Source organism: Deltaproteobacteria bacterium (genome assembly GCA_029210625.1).
GTDB lineage: Bacteria > Myxococcota > Myxococcia > SLRQ01 > SLRQ01 > JARGFU01.
Genome location: JARGFU010000014.1, coordinates 36,501 through 54,072, shown reverse-complemented (window position 1 = coordinate 54,072; position 17,572 = coordinate 36,501). Strand labels below are relative to the sequence as shown.

Below are 17,572 nucleotides of genomic sequence, written 5' to 3'. Positions count from 1 at the left end.
CGCGGTGAGCACGGCGCTCGATGCGCTATTCGAAGCTAGCGACTAGCTACGGCGCCGCGTGGTCCAGAGGGCCAGCAGGCCGAAGATGGCCGCCAGGGCGAGGCCGGAGCGGCCGCCGTGAGCGGTGTCGCCACCGCAGCAGCCGGTGCCCTCACCGCCGCCGCCGCCGCCGTCGGCGGTGCCGCCGCCGTCGGCGGTGCCGCCGCCGTCGGTGGTGCCGCCGTCGGTGCCGCCGCTGACGCAGTTGCCGGTCGCCGGGTCACAGGTCTGCGGCGCGGTGCACTGCACGTTGGCGCAGAGGTCGACGATGCCCGCCTCGATGATGAAGTCGGTCGAGTCGGTGGGGCCGCACTCGTCCTGATCGTCGAGGGCGCAGGCCTGGACGTAGACGGTCATGTCCGGACCGAGGAGGGTGCCGTCGGCCAGCTGGGTCACCAAGATGTCGGTGGTCTGGGCCGGATCGGCGATCGAGGGCTCGGCCTGCCAGTTCGTCGGGGAGTTGTCGCAGTCACCGAAGGCGGAGTCGGCGCTGGCGCAGAGCACGATGGAGAGGCTGCTGCCCGGCATCCCGCCCTCGGCGTCGCTGGCGTTCTGCACGGTGACGGTGACCGACTGGGTGTCGCTCGGGAAGGAGGTCCCGGAGCTCGGGCTCAGGATCGAGATGGCGCTCGGCGCGCTGTTCGAGGTGTTGATCCACATGTCGCACTCGGCCCAGGCGGTGTCCGCGAGGCCGTCGGAGGCCCGCGCCCGGACGCGATAGTGGGAGTCCTCGGCGAGCTGGGTGCTGTCGATCGGGATGACCGTGCCGGAGCCCGCGGCGTCCTGCGGGTAGTCGACCACGGAGATCACGGGGGTATCGACGCCCGGGGTGGCGGCGAAGTCGTAGATCTCGAGATCGAGGGTGACGGCCTCGGCCTCGGGATCGACCGAGTTGCTCACCGTGATGCTGGTCGGGGTCACCGCGACCACCAGGTCGGCGCAGGCGGCCGCCGAGAAGGGCGACTCGAGGCTGACGGCCGAGGGAGGCTGGTTGTCGGTCAACCGGAAGTGGTTGGTGTTGCTGTAGGCGCTCTGGGCACCGTTGGAGTCCATCGCGTAGGCCCGCGCGGCGTAGGAGGTGCCCCAGTCGAGGAGCACGGCCGGGTCCACCCAGGCGGTGAAGGTGCCCACGGCGGACTGGGCCACGGCCGGCGAGGTCTGGACGATGGTCGCGAAGGTGTCGTCGGTGGCGACCTCGAAGTAGATGTCGATGGCATCACCCTCGGGATCGGTGGTGTTGTTCACCTCGATGGTCGGGGACCGGGTGACGACGATCTCGCCCTCGGCGGGCTTGGTGAGCACCGGCGCGACCGGCGGGTCGTTGACGACGTTCACGAAGAAGTCGAAGTAGCCCGACCAGGGCGAGTAGCTGTTGGCGTCGTAGCCGTCCCAGGCCCGGACCCGCCAGAAGACGAGGGTGTTCTCGGGGATGCCCGCGGGGACCCAGCTGGTCTGCCCGCCGCCGCCCTCGGTGACGCCGGAGATCTCCTGATCGGGGGTCACCGTCGGGGTCGGGCCCGGATTGGTGTAGTAGTAGAGCTGGAAGTCGTAGGTGATCGTGTCCGGGTCGGGATCGATCGCGTTGTCCACGGTCAGGGTCGGGGTCGCGGTGGCGACCATCGCGCCGTCGGCCGGATCGACCTGCACCGGGGTGCTGGGGATGATGTTCACCGCGTTGACGGTGAGGTTCACGACGGTGGTCGTGCAGACCTCGGCGTCACACACCGAGATGGTGATCGTGTAGGAGCCGGCGTCGCCCTGGCCGGCGACCCAGACCCAGGCGCCGTTGGCGGGGTTGTAGCTGCCACCCATGTCGGTGCCGGAGCCATCGACGATGGTCACGTCGACGGTCGGGGTGTCACCGTCGGGATCGGTGGTCTGGATGTTGAGGGTGAAGGTGCCACCCTCGTTGACCGCGCGGCCGTCGCCGTCGTTCACGGTGTTGCCGATCGAGTCGGTGATGCTGCTCGTGGGGCGGCGGTTGCCCATCACGACCTCGAGCTCGTAGCGCCCGTAGGTGCCCTGGCCCGTGCCCGAGAAGGTGCTGTCGCCGTAGGTGGAGACGATGATGCAGTAGTCGGCGCTGCTGCCGATCTCACCGGTATCGATCATGGCGTCGAGGGGGCCGGCCGCCGCGGAGTCGTCGTCCTCGGTCACGACCGTGGTGCCGTTGCGGAAGAGCCGGATCATCGGGTCGAGCCAGGGGCTGTAGCGCAGCTCGCCATCCAGCTGATCGGTGCAGCACGCGCCGGAGGTCGGGTCGAGCCACTGCGCCGTCGAGGTCGTGATCACGTAGCGCTCGCCCGGCAGGGCCGACCAGCAGTACCAGTCGACGTCGCCCGGGATGATCAGGGCGCCGGTGCTGGTCCAGGCGTTGCCGGCCCGGATGGTCGCCTCGTTCACCGCGGTGTACTGGCCGAGGGTGAGGTCCTGGTTGGGCTCGTTCGGGTCGGGGACGGCGGAGAACTGCGCCACCGACACCTGGGGGATGGCGAGGATGGAGTTCGCGGAGCCGCCGAGGGTCGGGGTCACGACCAGGGTCGGCTCGTAGATGCCTGCCGGATCGTAGGTGATGACCCGGTGCTCGGCGGCGAAGCTCGCCGTGGTCGGCTGGAGGCCGCGGAAGTGGAAGTCACCGCGCCAGCCGGTGTCGAACGCCCCCACGTTGTTCCGCGAGACCGTCTCGTTGTGCTGCTCGAAGTCGCCGCGCAGCTCCGCCCGCAGCCACTTGTTGGCCAGGGTGGTGGTGCCGAAGGCGATGTCGCTCTCGAAGCCCCAGCCCTTGGCCATCGGGATGACGACGCTGGAGCGGCTCGGAGAGGCCGGCGTGAGGGTGATCTCGTCCGCCGTCGACAGCGTGAAGCCGTTGTTGGTCGGCGCGGCCACGTCGTACCACTTGTCCATCCGCCGGGCGCGGGTGTCGGTGTCACCGATGGTGCTGGGCACCCGGGCGGACACCTTGTAGACGCCGTTGGAGAGGCCGTTGAAGGTGTAGGCGCCGGCGGCGCCAGAGGTCACGGTGCCGACGTCGATCCAGGCCCCCTTGGCGTTGGTCTGCCAGAGGTTGATCTCGATGCCCGTGAGACCGGTCCCGGTCTCGTCCTGGACGCTACCGGAGATGGTCTGGGCGAAGATCGGGCTTGCCGTGAGGCAGAGCCCAAAGGCCAGGATCCCGAGGCAACGGCGCACGAGTGCCTGAGTAGAGTGGCGACACATCACAATGGACCTCCCTGTTTTGTCTACTGCTGTGGAGAGCGCCCCCTGAATCGGCTCGCCTCGGCCCCGTTTTTGCCGAAGTCCACGAGCACTACGCCCAGAGGTTCACGGACTAGAATTGTGACGGATCGGGTGTCCAAAGTAAATGGCCGTTTCGGTCCGGGGACGCCTTTTCAACCCGACCAGCGGCCCCCGCGCGTGGGTCGCGAGAGCGCCCCCTCGAGCACCTCGAGGAAGCGGGCCCGCGGCCACTCGCAGGCCCCGAGGGAGGCCAGATGGGGGGTGTAGACCTGACAATCCAGCAGCTCGAAGGACCACTCGCGCAGGCGCTCGACCAGCGCCCAGAGCGCGACCTTCGAGGCGTCGCGCCGCCGGTGGAACATCGACTCGCCGAAGAAGGCGGCCCCGAGGGAGACACCATAGATCCCCCCGACCAGCTCGCCCTCGCGCCAGGCCTCCACCGAGTGGGCCAGCCCGTGATCGTGTAGGCCGATGTAGGCCTCCCTCATCTCGCGGGTGATCCAGGTCCCGCCCTGCCCGGGCCGCGGCACCGAGGCGCAGGCGTCGATCACCTGGCGGAAGGCCGTGTCGAAGGTGACCTCGTGGCGGCGGCGGGACTTTCGCAGGCTGCGGCTGACTCGCAGGTCGTCCAGCTCCAGCACGAAGCGAGGATCGGGGCTGTGCCAGAGGATCGGCTCTCCCTCCGAGTACCAGGGGAAGATGCCGGCCGCGTAGGCCGCCACCAGCCGCTCGAGGGAGAGGTCGCCCCCCACGGCGAGGAGGCCCGAGGGATCGGCCAGGTCGGCCGGGGGGAAGACGGGCTCGGGGGGCAGGCGGAAGACGGGCATGGGGGAGGGTGGCCCTCGTCGGGAAGGCGGGGGTCAAGTATGGCGCGGGCGGGGCCGGGGGAGTAAGTAGAGGTCGTGTTCGGCCTGCAGTTCTCCGAGATCGTGATCGTCCTGATCGTGGCCCTGATCCTCCTGGGACCCAAGCAGCTGCCCCAGATCGCGAGGTCGGTGGGCCGCGGGCTCAAGGAGGTGCGCCGCGCGGGTCAGGATCTGCGCGAGACCTGGGAGGCCGAGGTGGAGCAGACGGCCGGTCCGGAGCTGCGCGCGCTGAAGAACCTGCGCGATCCCGGCGCCCTGGTCGACGCCGCCTGGGGCGAGAGCGAGAAGAGCGAGAAGAGCGAGAAGGGCGAGAAGGCAGCGGACGCCGGAGCCACGGGGGCCGACGAGGCCCCGGACGAGGCCGGCGGTGAGGAGAAGAAGGCGGAGGAGGAGGCGTGAGCCCCCCCTCGGCCCCGGCGGAGGAGGAGGCCCAGGAGGGCCTGACCTTCACCGAGCACCTCGAGGAGCTGCGGCGGCGGCTGATCTTCACCATCCTCGGGCTGGTCGTCGGGACGGCCCTGGCCTTCGGCTTCGCCGAGGAGCTCTTCCACCTGCTGATGGTGCCGGTCCTCGAGGCCCTGCCCGAGGGGCAGCAGGAGCTCATCTACACCTCGGCCCTCGAGAAGTTCTTCGTCTACCTGAGGGTGGCGGTCTACGCCGGGCTCTTCCTCGGCGCGCCCAACTTCCTCTTCCAGCTCTGGCGCTTCATCGCGCCCGGCCTCTACAAGAACGAGCGGCGCCTGGTCTGGCCCTTCGTGGTCTTCGGCACGCTCATGTTCCTGGCGGGCGCGGTCTTCTGCTACCTGATCGTGCTGCCCAACGCCCTCGACTTCCTCATCAACTTCGGCGGCGCCGCGGACTGGACCCGGCCGATGCTCTCCCTGAAGGAGCAGCTCTCGCTGGTGCTGATGCTGGAGCTCGCCTTCGGGGTGGTCTTCGAGATCCCCCTCATCATCGCCTTCCTGGCGATGATCGGGCTGGTCGACGCCGCGATGCTCTCCCGCTACCGGCGCCACGCGGCGGTGGCGGTCTGCTTCCTGGCCGCCGTGATCACCCCCACCGGCGATCCCTTCAACCTCGCCCTGATGGCGATCCCCATGTACGTCTTCTACGAGGTGGGGATCGTGCTGGCCTGGTTCCTGGGCCGGGGCGCGAAGAAGGCCGAAGAAGAGGCGGGGGCCGAGTAGGCCCGGGGGGCGCCCCTACTCGCCGCGCACCTCGGCGAGGATCGCCCGGGCGCGCTCGAGCTCGAAGCACATCTCGTCCTGCAGCCGCGCGGCGACCTGGAGGATCTCGTCGCCGGTCGCGCCGACCTCGATCGCCACGGTGCGGGCGTGCAGGCCCATGTGGCCGCGCTGGATGCCCTCGGTGGCGAGGGCCTTGAGGGCCGCCAGGTTGCTGGCGAGGCCGACGCTGGCGGCGAGCCCGGCCAGGTCGCGGGCGTCGCTCACCCGGGCGAGGCGGTGCCCCAGCCGGACGCCGGGGTGGGCGCGCAGCGCGCCGCCGACGGTGCCGACCGCCAGGGGGAGCTCGGCCAGGCCCTCGAGGAAGCCGTCCCGGCCCGCGCGCCACACGGCGAGGGGGCCGTAGCTGCCCTGACGGGCGGCGTAGGCGTGGGCCGCGGCCTCGGCCTGCCGCCAGTCCTGACCGGTGGCCAGGAGCACGGCGTCGATGCCGTTCATCAGACCCTTGTTGTGGGTGACCGCCCGGTAGGGGTCCATCTCGGCGAAGCGGGAGGCGCTCACGATCCGGTCGCGGACCAGGCCGCCGTCGGGCCACGCCTCGCTCCGGAGGGCCTCGGGAGGGATCCGGCAGCTGACCCGCACCAGGCGGCGGTCGGCGTAGTTCGAGAGGATGCGCAGGCCCGGCTCGCCCCCGGCGAGCGCGGCGAGGCGCGGGGCCAGCCCCTCGGCGACCGTGTTGAGGAGGTTGGCGCCCATGGCGTCCAGGCAGTCCACCAGGAGGTGGACGCAGACCGTGTCCGAGGGGCGGCCCTCGGGTCCCTGGAGGATCCGGGTCTCCAGGCCGCGGGCCCCTCCGCCCCGGGCGACCATGCGCGGCATCAGCGCGTTGGCGGCCTCGAGGAGGGCCGGCGCCTCGGCGGCGATGCGGTGGGTCGCCGCCGTGGGCTCCCGGACGTGGATGATCTGGACCTGGGCCGCCATCACGGCCTCGGTGGTCTCCACCTCGAAGCCGCCGCCCTCCCGGACCAGCCGGGCCGCGTTGGAGGCGGCCGCCACCACCGAGGGCTCCTCGACCGCCATCGGCGCGACGCGGTCGACGCCATCGATGCGCAGGTTCAGGCAGATCCCCAGGGGGAGGCCGTGCACGCCGATGACGTTCTCGCTCATCCCGTCGGCGATCTGCCGATCGAAGCCCCCCGCGGCGCCCGGGCCTCCGACGGCCAGCGCCTCCTCCTCGGTCAGCCAGCCGGTCTCGACCAGGCGCGAGAGGCGCTCGTCGAGCGAGAGCCGATAGAAGCCAGGGAGGCGGGCGGTGCGCTTCGTCTTCACGGGTCGGTGATCGTCGTTGGTTCGAGAGGTGCGGCGCCGTCCGGGGCGACCGGCAGGTCCAACACCTGCAGGCCCTGTTCGGAGAGTCTTCGGCTCACTGCGTCACGGTCGTCGCTTTCTACCCCAGGAACATAAGCCAGGACCAGCTCCGCGCCGCTCGCCCCCGAGGGCTTGGCGGCCCCGCCGAAGGGCCGGAGGGCCCGGTCCACGGCGGCCACCACCTCGCTGCCGGTGTCCTCGCCCAGCCCGGCGGCCCCGCCGAGGGCCTCGATGCGCGCCGCGCTCTCCCTCACGCCCTCCCGGATCCCGGCGGGATCACCGGCCAGGAGCGCCTCGCAGAGGGCGGCGCCCACCCGGGCGGCCTCCTCGAGCAGGCGCTGGTGCTCCTCCCCACGGAGGGCGGAGAGGGTGCGCGCGGTGGAGACCGCCCGGCCCCCGTGGATCACCAGCGGGAGGCTGGCCCCGGGGAGGTCGCGCCGCTCGATCGTGGCGTGCGCCTCGCCGGGGCGGCGCTCGAAGCGGATCACCCCCCCCGCCAGGCAGGAGGCCACGTCGGCGCCCGAGCCTCCGCCGTGGACGGCGTGGGCCAGCGGCCAGCACGCCTCGGGCGAGGCGGCCTCCGGCCTCCGGCCGGCGAGGAGGGCCGAGAGGGTGACCGCGGCGCTCCAGGCGGCGCTGCTGCCCAGGCCCAGCTTGACCCCGCCCGCGTCGCGCAGCTCGGCGGCCTCCACCGTCGGCAGACCCCCGGGCAGGGTCACCCCCGCGGCTTCGAGCCGCGCGAGCCCCTCGCGCTCGAAGGGCGTCGCCGGCCGGTCGTGGGTGCCCGCCAGCCGGGCGAAGCGGCGCACGGCCATCACGAGAGCAGGACCGCCGACGAGCACGCCGTATTCCCCGGCCAGGAAGACCTTGCCCGGGGCGCGCACCGGCGGCCACGCGGGCGTGCTCATCCCTCGGGCCGCTCCCACACCGCGGAGGGGTCGACCTCGTGGTGGACGATCTCGATGGGGCCCCCCACCGGCGAGGAGCGGACCGACTGCACGCCGCGCACCGAGAGCAGGGCGGCCTGCACCGTCGCCTCGTCGTCGGGCTCGCAGATCACCTTCACGTTGGGTCCGGCGTCGGCGGTGAAGGCGCAGAGGGTCCCGCTGTGCCGCAGCGCCCAGACCTCGTGCATCAGCTCGAGGGAGGGGCCGCGCAGGAAGAGCACCGGCGGGCGAGAGGTCATGGTGAGGGCGTGCAGCTTGAGGGCGGAGTGCTCGCAGACCGAGGCGAGGCGCTCGAGGTCCCGGGACTCGATGGCCTGCCGGCACTCCTTGAGGTCGGCGCCCCAGGTGGCGAGCCACCCGTCGTAGTAGGGAGAGGTCGCCTCGGTGCGGGCCATCGCGGGGGTCGAGCCCAGGGGCTTGTAGCCGGCGTCCACCACCGTCACCAGCACCCGCAGATCCCAGTGCTTGGGCCCGGCGACCTGCGCCACCCGGGCGTCCCAGGCGCCGCCTCCCCCCTCGAAGGGCACCAGCTCGACGAAGCCGCCGTGGATGCTCCGGGCCGCGCTGGCCGAGCCGAGGCGCGCGAGGTTGGCCAGCTCCTCGTGGGAGGCCTCGAGGCCGGCCGCCTCCAGCGCCGCCCCGGCGAGGGCGGCGAAGCCCGAGGCCGAGGAGGCCAGGCCGGCGGCGGTGGGGAAGAAGTTCGCGGTCCGCACCGAGGCCGCGCCCAGCTCGACGCCCTGCTCGAGGGCGAGGCTGCGGATCCGATCGAGGAAGGCGGCGACCCGCGCGCCCTCCCGGCCCTCCGAGCTGCGGCCGTCGAGCACCACCAGGTCGTCGCCCTTCTTCTGGGAGAAGGCGACGGTGGTCTCGGTGGTGAGGCCGCCGAGGGTGACCGAGAGCGAGCCGGTGGCGGGGACGCGGTGGGCCTGATCGACCTTGCCCCAGTACTTCACCAGCGCGACGTTGGAGCAGGCCCGCGCGGTCACGGCCGCCGGTCGCTGCGCATCACGAACGTTCATCTCTTCTCCTCACAGGGGAAAGAACCCACCCAGGGGCAGCGCCGCTCCAGGCTCTCGGCCACCGGGCGCTCCTCTCCTACCGGGCACAGCGCCACGATGCATCCCCCCCCGCCGGCGCCGGTGAGCTTGGCTCCCAGCGCGCCGGCCGCCCGGGCCGCGGCGACGGCGGCGTCGAGATCGGGGGTGGAGAGATCGAAGAAGGCGAGGTGGTGCTGCGCCTCGTCCATCGCCTCACCCAGCGCTCGCAGGTCGCCCGCGCGCAGCAGCTCCTCGCCGGCCTCGGCCAGGTCGCCCAGCCGCTGCAGGGCCCGGCGCGCCTCGGCGCTCGCGCGGCAGCGCTGGCGCACGTGCTCGACGGCCTCCCGCGTGGGAGGCTTGGGTCCGGTGTGGGCGACGACCAGGGAGGCCGGGACGCCGGGGGTGAGGGGCGAGAAGCCCCGCCCCGGCTGGAAGAGCCCGACACCGCCGTGCACGGCCACCGCCGCGTCCACCCCCGAGGCTCGGCCGTGGAAGACGGCCTCGCTCGCCGCGACGATCGCCTCCAGCCGCGCGTCGGCTCCCTCCTCGAGGAGGGGGGCGTACTCGGCCCGCTCGGCCAGGGCCCGGGCCAGCCCCACGGCGAGCGCCGCGGAGGAGCCGACCCCGGCGCGATCGGGGATGCGGGCCTCGACCGAGAGCTTCACCTCCAGCGCCTCCGGGGGCAGCCCGTCCTCGACGAGGGCCGCGCAGAGGGCGGCGAGGGCCTCGCCGGGCAGGCCGGGATCTCCGTTGCGGACGTGCATCGACCAGCCGGGCACCTCGATCTCCAGTCGGGGGGCGCCGGGGCCGGCCTCGACGATCACACCCTCGGGGAGGGCGGAGACGAGGGCGGGGGCGCCCTCCACCACCGCGTGCTCGCCCAGGAGGATCGCCTTGCCGTGGCCGACGCCGCTCATCGAGGCCGGGCGCGAAGCTGCTGCCACGCATGGAGCCGGGGTCCGAGGATCCGCGGAGCCCGGGCCAGATCCTGGACCTGGCCGCAGCCGGTGAGGAGGCAGAGGCCGGCGAGGGCCTCCTTCATCTCTGCGATCCACCGGGAGAGGGCGGCCGGGCCGCCCTCGCGCAGGTGTCGCAGCGCGGGCTGGGCGAAGCTGCCGGCCACCGCGCCGAGGGCCAGGGCCCGCGCGAGATCGAGGGCGTCGCGCAGCCCGCCGCCGGCGATGCAGGCGAGCCCCTCGGGCTGCAGGACGAGCGAGGCGGCCGTGGGGATGCCCCACTCGCCGAGGCTGGAGAGGAGACCGGCGCGGCCGGGGGCCCGGGCGGCCTCGACCCGGGGCCAGCTCGTCCCGCCGGCGCCCGCGACCTCGACCAGCGTCACGCCGGCCCGCAGCAGGGCCTCGCCTGTCTCGGCCGAGAGCCCGCAGCCGGTCTCCTTGACCACCACGGGCACCGGGAGGGAGTGGGCCAGGCGCTGGATGCCCGCGAGGGCCCCGCGGAAGTCGCGGTCCCCCTCGGGCTGCATCAGCTCCTGGGCCGGGTTGAGGTGGATCATGATGGCGTCCGCGCCGACCCCGGCGATCAGCTCCTCCACCCGCTCGGGGGGGAGCTCGGCCGCCTGCATCGCGCCGAGGTTCGCCAGCAGGAGGATCTCCGGCGCCACCTCCCTCACCTGGTAGGTCGAGGCCAGGGCGGGATCGTCCAGCATCGGGCGCTGGCTGCCCAGGCAGAGGCCCACGCCGGTCTCGGCCGCCACCTCGGCCAGCGCCCGGTTGATCTCCCCGGCCTCGGGCGTGCCGCCGGTCATCGCGCCGATCAGCAGCGGCGCCTCGAGGGTCTTGCCCAGGAGGGGGGTGCGCAGGGAGATCTCGTCCAGCGCCCGCTCGGGGAGGGCCTGGTGGACCAGCCCGACCTCCTCGAGGAGGGTGGTCGTCTGCTGGAAGGCGGCCTCGCCCCCGGCCGCGATCGCCAGGTGAGCGTCCTTGCGGTCCCGGCTGGGCGAGGCGGTGAGGGCCTCGGGCGGCGGTGGAGGCGGGGTGACCCTCGGGGCTGACTTCTTGGTCGGCATCACCGCCCCTAATAGCGCCCCTGGCGAGGGGTGGCGACCCACGCTGGAGGCCCGGATTTCGCGGCTCCGATCGTCGGTGGGGCACGTTGACACCCTTCCCGGGCGGCTTCTATGTTGCCTCGGCTCATCCGCCGAAGAAGCGGCCGCGTCGGCGCGTGGACGCGGCGGCTCGGGGAGCCTCGTCGAGGCCCCGGACAGCCCCAGCACCCCCTCTCCTTTGGAGACCGCAATGATCGACTCCACCCTCCCTCGTGACATCGTCTTCCTCTCGGGCAAGCGCACCGCCTTCGGTGCCTTCGGAGGGGCGCTGATGAAGTACTCGGCGACCGACCTCGGGGTCATCGCCTCCAAGGCGGCCCTGGAGCAGGCCGAGGTCTCCCCCGACGACGTCGATCACGTCATCTTCGGCAACGTCGTCCAGACCTCCGCCGACGCCATCTACCTGGCCCGCCACATCGGCCTGAAGGTCGGCCTGCCCATCGAGGTGCCCGCCTACATCGTGAACCGCCTCTGCGGCTCCGGCTTCCAGTCCCTGGTCAGCGCCGCCAAGGAGATCCTCACCGGCGACGCCCAGGTCGTCCTCGCCGGCGGCACCGAGTCGATGAGCCAGGCGCCCCACGTGGTGCGGGGCGCCCGCTGGGGCATCCCCCTGGGCCAGAGCAAGCTCGAGGACTCGCTCTGGGAGTCCCTGAACGACACCTACTGCAACACCCCGATGGCCCTCACCGCCGAGAACCTGGCCGAGGAGTACGAGCTCTCCCAGGAGGAGGTCGACACCTACTCCCTGCGCTCCCAGACCGCCTGGGCCGCCGCGCAGGAGAAGGGCTACTTCAAGGACGAGATCACGCCGGTCGAGATCAAGAAGCGCAAGGAGGTGGTCTCCTTCGAGGTCGACGAGCACCCGCGCCCCCAGACCACCCTCGAGGGCTTCCAGAAGCTGCCCAAGGTCTTCAAGAAGGACGGCGTGATCCACGCGGGCGCGGCCAGCGGGATCTGTGACGGCGGGGCCGCCATGGTCGTCGCCGACGCCGAGTGGGCCGCGAAGCACGGCAAGAAGCCCCTGGCCCGGATCCTCGCCTGGGGCGTGGCGGGCGTCGAGCCGCGCATCATGGGCATCGGCCCCGCGCCGGCCATCACCCAGATCCTGGAGAAGACCAAGACCACCCTCGACAGCTGGGACCTCATCGAGGTGAACGAGGCCTTCGCGCCGCAGTACCTGGCGGTCGAGAAGGAGCTGGGGCTCACCCGCGACAAGACCAACGTCGATGGCGGCGCCATCGCGCTGGGCCACCCCCTCGCCGCCTCCGGCACCCGGATCACCACCCACCTGATCTACGCCCTGAAGGCCCGCGGCCTGAAGTACGGCATCGGCTCGGCCTGCATCGGCGGCGGCCAGGGCATGGCGATCGCCCTGGAGGTCCTCTAGCCATGAGTGGCGGCCACGGACCGACCTGGGGCATGGCCCGCTCGTCCGAGGGCAACGGCAACGGCGAGCAGGAGATCGTCTACGACTGGAACATGCTGGACGTGTCGGCGAACCCGCTGACCACCCACCCGGTGGAGTTCTTCGACGAGACGCTGCGGGACGGCATCCAGTCGCCCAGCGTGGTCGACCCGACGATCGAGGCCAAGCTCGAGCTGATCCACCTGATGGACAGCCTGGGGATCCACGTCGCCGACGTGGCCCTCCCCGCCGCGGGCAAGCGGGCGCAGGACGACTGCGAGGCGGTCTGCCAGGAGATCGTCAGCGCCAAGCTCTCGATCCGTCCGGCCGCCGCGGCCCGGACCGTGGTGTCGGACATCGAGCCCATCGCCGCGATCTCCCAGCGGGTCGGCATCCCCATCGAGGTCTACGCCTTCATCGGCTCCAGCCCCATCCGGCAGCTCGCCGAGGACTGGGATCTCGATCGCATCCTCAAGAACACCGCCGACTCGATCGACTTCGCGGTGAAGGAGGGGCTGCCGATCACCTATGTGACCGAGGACACCACCCGCTCCCAGCCCTCGACCCTCGACAAGCTCTTCCGTACGGCCATCGGCCACGGGGCCCACGCGCTGTGCCTCTCGGACACCGTGGGTCACGCCACGCCCGACGGAGTGCGGCGGCTCATCCACTGGACCAAGGACCTGATCCGCGGCATGGGTGAGAAGGTCCGCATCGACTGGCACGGCCACAACGATCGAGGCCTGGGGGTGGTGAACGCCATCTTCGCGGCGGAGTTCGGGGCCGACCGGGTCCACGGGACCGGCCTGGGGGTGGGCGAGCGCGTGGGCAACGCGGCCATCGATCAGGTGCTGCTCAACTTCAAGCTCCTCGGCGCCATCGACAACGACCTGACGAACCTCCTGCTCTACTGCCAGGCGGTCTCCCGGGCCTGCGCCGTGCCGATCCCCTACAACTATCCGCTGGCGGGCACCGACGCCTTCCGGACCGCCACCGGCGTGCACGCCGCGGCGATCATCAAGGCGGAGGCGAAGGGCGACGCCTGGCTGGCCGACCGGATCTACTCGGCGGTCCCGGCCACCGAGTTCGGCAAGGAGCAGGAGATCGAGATCGGCCACTACTCCGGCCTCTCGAACGTGCGCTACTGGCTGGAGAAGCGCCGGCTGTCCACCGACGAGGCGCTCGTGAAGACGATCTTCGACAAGGCCAAGTCGGGCAGCCGGGTGCTCACCGAGGACGAGGTCATGGCCATCGTCCGGAAGCACAGCTGAAAGAGGAGGGCTTTCTTGGCCACCGCAGCCCGGAGTGGCTCGCCACCGGAGCCGGACCTACACTCCCGAAACGCTTTGCGCGGTGCTCGGGCCGGGCACCGCCACGGGAGGTTGGAACATGGCGGATGGAAAGAAGCAGAGCTATCGGGGAGTGAAGGTCTTCTCGACCACGCTCGCGCGCGATCGCAACACGATGGGCGAGCAGATCACCGACTGGCTGGCGGAGAACCCGGACCTGGAGGTGGTGGACACGGTGGTGACCCAGTCCTCGGACCGCGAGTTCCACTGCCTGACCATCACGCTCTTCTACCGGTAGGGCGGCTTCCATGAACCCCATGGGCCAGGGTGGGGGGCGGCAGGGGCCGCTGGGCATGCACCTGACGCCCTGGGTGCTGCGGATCATGATCGCCACGGCGGTGCTCTCCATCGTCGGGGCGCTCTCCGTGTCGTGGCTGGGCTCGCGCATCCCCCTGGCCCTGGTCTTCCAGCCGGCGGCCCTCTGGGGGGCCGGCGAGATCCTGCCGGGCGTGCCGGCGATCTGGCAGCTCGTCACCTACCCCTTCTTCGTCCTCTCCGGGCCGCTGGTGCTCGTCTTCGCCGTGCTCGTCTACGGCTGGTTCGCCGGCACCCTCGAGGACTGGTGGGGCTCGCGGCGTTTCCTCCTCTTCTTCCTGCTGCTCTCGGCGGGCCCCGCCCTGCTGACCACCGCGCTGGCCCCCTTCTGGCCGGCGCTGGCCGCCTTCACCTTCGTCGGACCCTCACCGGTGCTCGAGGGGATGATCATCGCCTGGGGCCTGACCTTCCGGGACCGGCAGATCCTCCTGATGTTCGTCCTGCCGGTGAAGGGCATCCACCTGGTGGTGATCACCGTGGCCTGGATCGTGCTGGCGATCATCTTCGCCGGTACCTTCGTGCCCTTCGTCCCGGACCTCTTCGGGATGCTCCTGGGGGCCGTGATCGTCAGCGGCACCTGGCGCCCGCGCAAGCTGACCCTGCTGGTGCGCAAGTGGAGCATCGAGCGGCAGATCCGCCGGGAGCGCGATGCCCGCAAGAAGCGGGTGGAGGAGGCCTCTCACCTGAGCGTCGCGCCGGATCCCGACGAAGACGATGACGAGGGCGATGCCGGCCCGGGCCCGCGCGCCGGCAAGAACGCCGACGGGGAGTGGCTGAACTGATCGAGCGGGGGGAGCACCGCTCCCCCCGGACCCCCCAGATCACGCCAGCTCGCCACCGCTGCGCGACCTTGCGCCGGCTAGCCGCCGCCTCCGGGTCGCTCCGAATCCGGAGCGCAGCGAGGTGCTGGCGCGCCTAGGCCGGGTGGACCTGGGCGGCGTGCTGGTAGACGTAGATCCGCGAGATGCGCTTGCGGATGGCGTCGTCCGGCACGAGGTAGAAGCCCGGGGCGCCCTCCTGGAGGTCCGCGCGGCCGATCACCTCCCGGCCGTCGGCGAAGCGGACGCGCACCCGATCCCCGGCGAGGCGCGAGGGTTGCTGGCCGGCGTCGAGGAGGAAGAAGAGGGCCCGGACGTGGGCGACGGGGATCTGCTGGGGAGCCCCACCGGCCATCGGCAGCAGGTTCAGGTGGGAGCCCTCGAGGTCGAGGTTCTCGATGAAGCCCCGGCGGGCCTCCCCCTGCAGGGTGTGGAGCACGACCCGGGTCCGGCCCTCGATGAAGGTCGGCAGGCCGGTGGGGAAGCCCTCGCCGCCGGTGGCGGGCTCCTCGATGAGGACGCCCCGGATGATGGGGGCGACGCTGGGCACCGGGGTGTGGGCGCGGGACTCGAAGCCCGGAGGCTGGATCGGCGCCGGCGCGGTCGCGGCCGGGGGCGGCGGGGCAGGCGGCCGGCGCGGCGCGCGGGGCGCGGCGGGCTCGGGCGGGGAGAACGCCGCCGGGGGCGGCAGCGGTGCCTGCGGTGCCGCGGCCGGTGCTCCTCCACCGAGGAGCTCGTCGAGGGGATCGACGGCCGGCGCGGGGGCCACCGGTGGCGGGGGAGGTGGCGCCGGCGGAGGCGGCGCGACCGCCGGGCCGCCGCCGAGAGACGCCGCGAGCAGCATCGGATCCATCACGTCGGCCGGCGCTGCAGTCAGGGGAGGCAGGGCCGAGGGGTCGAGGCCCGTCGAGGCCTGGGGGGCCGTGGTCTGCTCGTCCACCACGATGGTCTCGGCGTCGAGGACCTCCGGGGGAGGGAGCCCGGCCATGCCCAGGGGGACGCCCTCCCAGTCTCCCAGCTCCATCTCGGGAGTGTGAGGGCCGAAGACGTCGCGGGGGGGCGCCGGCGGGGGCGCCGGCGGGCCCGCGGCCTCCGGAGGCGTGCCGTGCAGGAGCTGGAGCTCCTCCGCGGTCAGCGGCCGGCCGCCCGCGGTGGCCTCTAGCGGGTCGGCGGTCTCGAGCTCGTCGTCGAAGTCGACGTCCATCGCCGACTCGTCGAGGGTCTCCTCGATCTCGATCTCCGCCTCCTCCTCCAGCGGGGCCAGCGGCGCGGTGAGCTGATCGAGGGGGGTGGCCGCGGCCTGGACGGAGGCCGGTGGCGGCGGCGGCGCGGCGGCGGGGGGAGGCGCGGGCGCGTCGTCGAGCGAGTCGAGGTCGAAGTCGAAGGAGTCCTCGGGCGCGGGAGGCGGCGGCGGTGGCGGCGCGGCGGCGGGGGGAGGCGCGGGCGCGTCGTCGAGCGAGTCGAGGTCGAAGTCGAAGGAGTCCTCGGGCGCGGGAGGCGGCGGCGGGAGCTCCGCGGTGGTGGGCTCCGGCTCCGGCTCGGGCATGGCGTTGACCGCCGCCGACATCTCCAGGAAGTCCGCGGGGCTGTTCGAGAGCTCCATCGGCCCCACGGGGAGCTCGGCGTCGAGCTCGATGGGCTCGGGCGCCGGCGCCGCCGGAAGCTCGGCCTCTCCCTCGAGCGAGAGCTCCTCGGCGGAGGGCTCCGGCTCTTGCTCGGGGAGGGCGTTGACCGCCGCGGACATCTCCAGGAAGTCGGCCGCGCTGTCCGAGAGCTCCATCGGCCCGTCGGGGAGCTCGGTGTCGAACTCGATGGGCTCGGGCACCACCGGCGGCGGCGGCGCGGCCTCGTCCTCGAGGAGCAGATCGTCCACCAGCTCGCCGCTCTCGGCGCTGACCTCGGGCTCGGGCTCCGGGATCGTGTTGACCGCCGCCGACATCTCGAGGAAGTCGGCCGCGCTGGCCGAGATCTCCATCGGGCCGTCGGGCAGCTCGGTGTCGAGCTCGATGGGCTCGAGCGGGGGCGGCAGGTCCAGGCTCTCGTCGGCCTCACCCTCGGCGGCCGGCGGCGGGGCCCCGGGAGCATCCACCGAGGCGAGCTCGGCGAGGGTCGCGCCCATGGCCTCGAAGACGCCTCCCTCGGCGGGGGGCAGGTCCACCGGGCCGGGAGGGGCGGTCGCGAGGTCGAGCTCGGCGGCCGCGGCGGCCAGCTCGGGGTCGGCGGGAGGAGCCTCGGCCGGCGCGCTCATCTCGGCCGCCTGATCGATGAAGTCGGCGGCCGAGCGGGTGACCTCCAGGGCCTCGCCGAGCTCGCTGCCGGCGGTGGCCTCGGTGGTGCCGAGGAACTCTCCGGCGGAGTGGGTCACCTCGATGGTGCCGCTGGTCTCGGGGATCTCGAGGGACTCGGACGGGCCGGGCGCGGGCGCCTCCGGCTCGAACGGGGCCTCGGGCTCGGTGGCGAGGGGGGCCTCGAAGAGCGAGGGGTCCACCTGGATGCTCGCCGGCTCCGGCTCCGGCTCCGGCTCGAGGGTGTCGCCGAAGAGCGAGGCGTCGGGCTGGAGGTCGGGGAGCGCTGGCTCGGGCTCGAAGCTGTCGCCGAAGAGAGAGTGGTCGGGCGCCGCGCTCGGTGGCTCGGGTTCGGCATCGAAGGCGTCACCGAAGAGAGAGGGGTCGACCTGCACCGCGGGCTCGGGCTCGGCGGGGGCCTCGAAGAGGGAGGGATCGACCTGCACGGCAGGCTCGGGCTCGGCGGGGGCCGGCTCCGCCGCCTCGAAGGACGCGAACTCCGGCACCGGCTCCGGCTCAGGGAGGACTGCGAGCTCCGGAGCGGGCTCGGCGGGGGCCTCGAAGAGGGAGGGATCGACCTGCACGGCGGGCTCGGGCTCGGGCGGGACCGGCTCGGGCTCCGGCGCCTCGAAGGACGCGAGCTCCGGCACCGGCTCC

At 72.7% G+C, this 17,572-nt stretch carries 14 protein-coding genes; 6 read left to right on the top strand and 8 right to left on the bottom strand.

Annotation, left to right across the window (positions count from 1 at the left end; all coding sequences use genetic code 11):
• Positions 1–42: 42 nt before the first annotated feature.
• A complete protein-coding gene (locus P1V51_14440) occupies positions 43–3,228 on the bottom strand; it encodes a carboxypeptidase regulatory-like domain-containing protein (protein ID MDF1564244.1) in 3,186 nt (1,061 codons plus the stop codon).
• Between the two features lie 200 nt (positions 3,229–3,428).
• Complete coding sequence (gene aat, locus P1V51_14435) at positions 3,429–4,103, bottom strand: leucyl/phenylalanyl-tRNA--protein transferase (GenBank protein ID MDF1564243.1); 675 nt, start codon at positions 4,101–4,103, stop codon at positions 3,429–3,431.
• Positions 4,104–4,178: 75 nt separating this feature from the next.
• Between aat and P1V51_14430 the strand changes: the two genes are divergently transcribed.
• Positions 4,179–4,541, top strand: coding sequence for a twin-arginine translocase TatA/TatE family subunit (locus P1V51_14430; protein MDF1564242.1), 363 nt, complete (start codon positions 4,179–4,181; stop codon positions 4,539–4,541).
• A complete protein-coding gene (gene tatC / locus P1V51_14425) occupies positions 4,538–5,329 on the top strand; it encodes a twin-arginine translocase subunit TatC (protein MDF1564241.1) in 792 nt (263 codons plus the stop codon). Before P1V51_14430 ends, tatC begins: the two co-directional genes overlap by 4 nt.
• Positions 5,330–5,344: 15 nt before the next feature.
• On the opposite strand, the gene P1V51_14420 is transcribed toward tatC, so the two are convergent.
• Genes P1V51_14420 through fni form a run of 5 tightly spaced genes read right to left on the bottom strand, consistent with a single transcriptional unit; the run spans position 5,345 to position 10,704 of the window.
• Positions 5,345–6,655, bottom strand: a complete 1,311-nt coding sequence (locus P1V51_14420; GenBank protein ID MDF1564240.1) for a hydroxymethylglutaryl-CoA reductase, degradative — start codon at positions 6,653–6,655, stop codon at positions 5,345–5,347.
• A complete protein-coding gene (locus tag P1V51_14415; protein ID MDF1564239.1) occupies positions 6,652–7,602 on the bottom strand; it encodes a hypothetical protein in 951 nt (316 codons plus the stop codon). Before P1V51_14415 ends, P1V51_14420 begins: the two co-directional genes overlap by 4 nt.
• Entirely contained in the window at positions 7,599–8,660 is a 1,062-nt protein-coding gene (gene mvaD, locus P1V51_14410) for a diphosphomevalonate decarboxylase (GenBank protein ID MDF1564238.1), read from the bottom strand. The genes P1V51_14415 and mvaD overlap by 4 nt, the downstream gene beginning before the upstream one ends.
• Positions 8,657–9,595: a mevalonate kinase gene (gene mvk, locus P1V51_14405; GenBank protein ID MDF1564237.1), complete on the bottom strand. Its 939-nt coding sequence runs from the start codon at positions 9,593–9,595 to the stop codon at positions 8,657–8,659. The genes mvaD and mvk overlap by 4 nt, the downstream gene beginning before the upstream one ends.
• Positions 9,592–10,704 (bottom strand): type 2 isopentenyl-diphosphate Delta-isomerase, encoded by a 1,113-nt coding sequence (gene fni, locus P1V51_14400; protein MDF1564236.1) that lies wholly within the window; start codon positions 10,702–10,704, stop codon positions 9,592–9,594. Before fni ends, mvk begins: the two co-directional genes overlap by 4 nt.
• Before the next feature lie 229 nt (positions 10,705–10,933).
• Between fni and P1V51_14395 the strand changes: the two genes are divergently transcribed.
• From P1V51_14395 to P1V51_14380, 4 genes are all read left to right on the top strand, one after another.
• Entirely contained in the window at positions 10,934–12,130 is a 1,197-nt protein-coding gene (locus P1V51_14395; protein MDF1564235.1) for an acetyl-CoA C-acetyltransferase, read from the top strand.
• Between the two features lie 2 nt (positions 12,131–12,132).
• Positions 12,133–13,419: a LeuA family protein gene (locus P1V51_14390; GenBank protein ID MDF1564234.1), complete on the top strand. Its 1,287-nt coding sequence runs from the start codon at positions 12,133–12,135 to the stop codon at positions 13,417–13,419.
• A gap of 118 nt (positions 13,420–13,537) precedes the next feature.
• Entirely contained in the window at positions 13,538–13,735 is a 198-nt protein-coding gene (locus tag P1V51_14385; GenBank protein MDF1564233.1) for a hypothetical protein, read from the top strand.
• A 10-nt stretch (positions 13,736–13,745) separates the two neighbouring features.
• Positions 13,746–14,594: a rhomboid family intramembrane serine protease gene (locus P1V51_14380; GenBank protein ID MDF1564232.1), complete on the top strand. Its 849-nt coding sequence runs from the start codon at positions 13,746–13,748 to the stop codon at positions 14,592–14,594.
• Positions 14,595–14,727: 133 nt separating this feature from the next.
• Here the strand turns inward: P1V51_14380 and P1V51_14375 are convergent.
• Positions 14,728–17,572: hypothetical protein (locus P1V51_14375; protein MDF1564231.1), on the bottom strand; the 2,845-nt coding region annotated here is incomplete at its 5' end.

What these genes read in the sequence shown, in the direction of transcription:
- mvk (MDF1564237.1), bottom strand. Translation starts at nt 9,595, where the DNA reads ATGAGCGGCGTCGGCCACGGCAAGGCGATCCTCCTGGGCGAGCACGCG.
- fni (MDF1564236.1), bottom strand. Translation starts at nt 10,704, where the DNA reads ATGCCGACCAAGAAGTCAGCCCCGAGGGTCACCCCGCCTCCACCGCCG.
- aat (MDF1564243.1), bottom strand. Translation starts at nt 4,103, where the DNA reads ATGCCCGTCTTCCGCCTGCCCCCCGAGCCCGTCTTCCCCCCGGCCGAC.
- P1V51_14415 (MDF1564239.1), bottom strand. Translation starts at nt 7,602, where the DNA reads ATGAGCACGCCCGCGTGGCCGCCGGTGCGCGCCCCGGGCAAGGTCTTC.
- P1V51_14380 (MDF1564232.1), top strand. Translation starts at nt 13,746, where the DNA reads ATGAACCCCATGGGCCAGGGTGGGGGGCGGCAGGGGCCGCTGGGCATG.
- P1V51_14395 (MDF1564235.1), top strand. Translation starts at nt 10,934, where the DNA reads ATGATCGACTCCACCCTCCCTCGTGACATCGTCTTCCTCTCGGGCAAG.
- P1V51_14390 (MDF1564234.1), top strand. Translation starts at nt 12,133, where the DNA reads ATGAGTGGCGGCCACGGACCGACCTGGGGCATGGCCCGCTCGTCCGAG.
- P1V51_14385 (MDF1564233.1), top strand. Translation starts at nt 13,538, where the DNA reads ATGGCGGATGGAAAGAAGCAGAGCTATCGGGGAGTGAAGGTCTTCTCG.
- mvaD (MDF1564238.1), bottom strand. Translation starts at nt 8,660, where the DNA reads ATGAACGTTCGTGATGCGCAGCGACCGGCGGCCGTGACCGCGCGGGCC.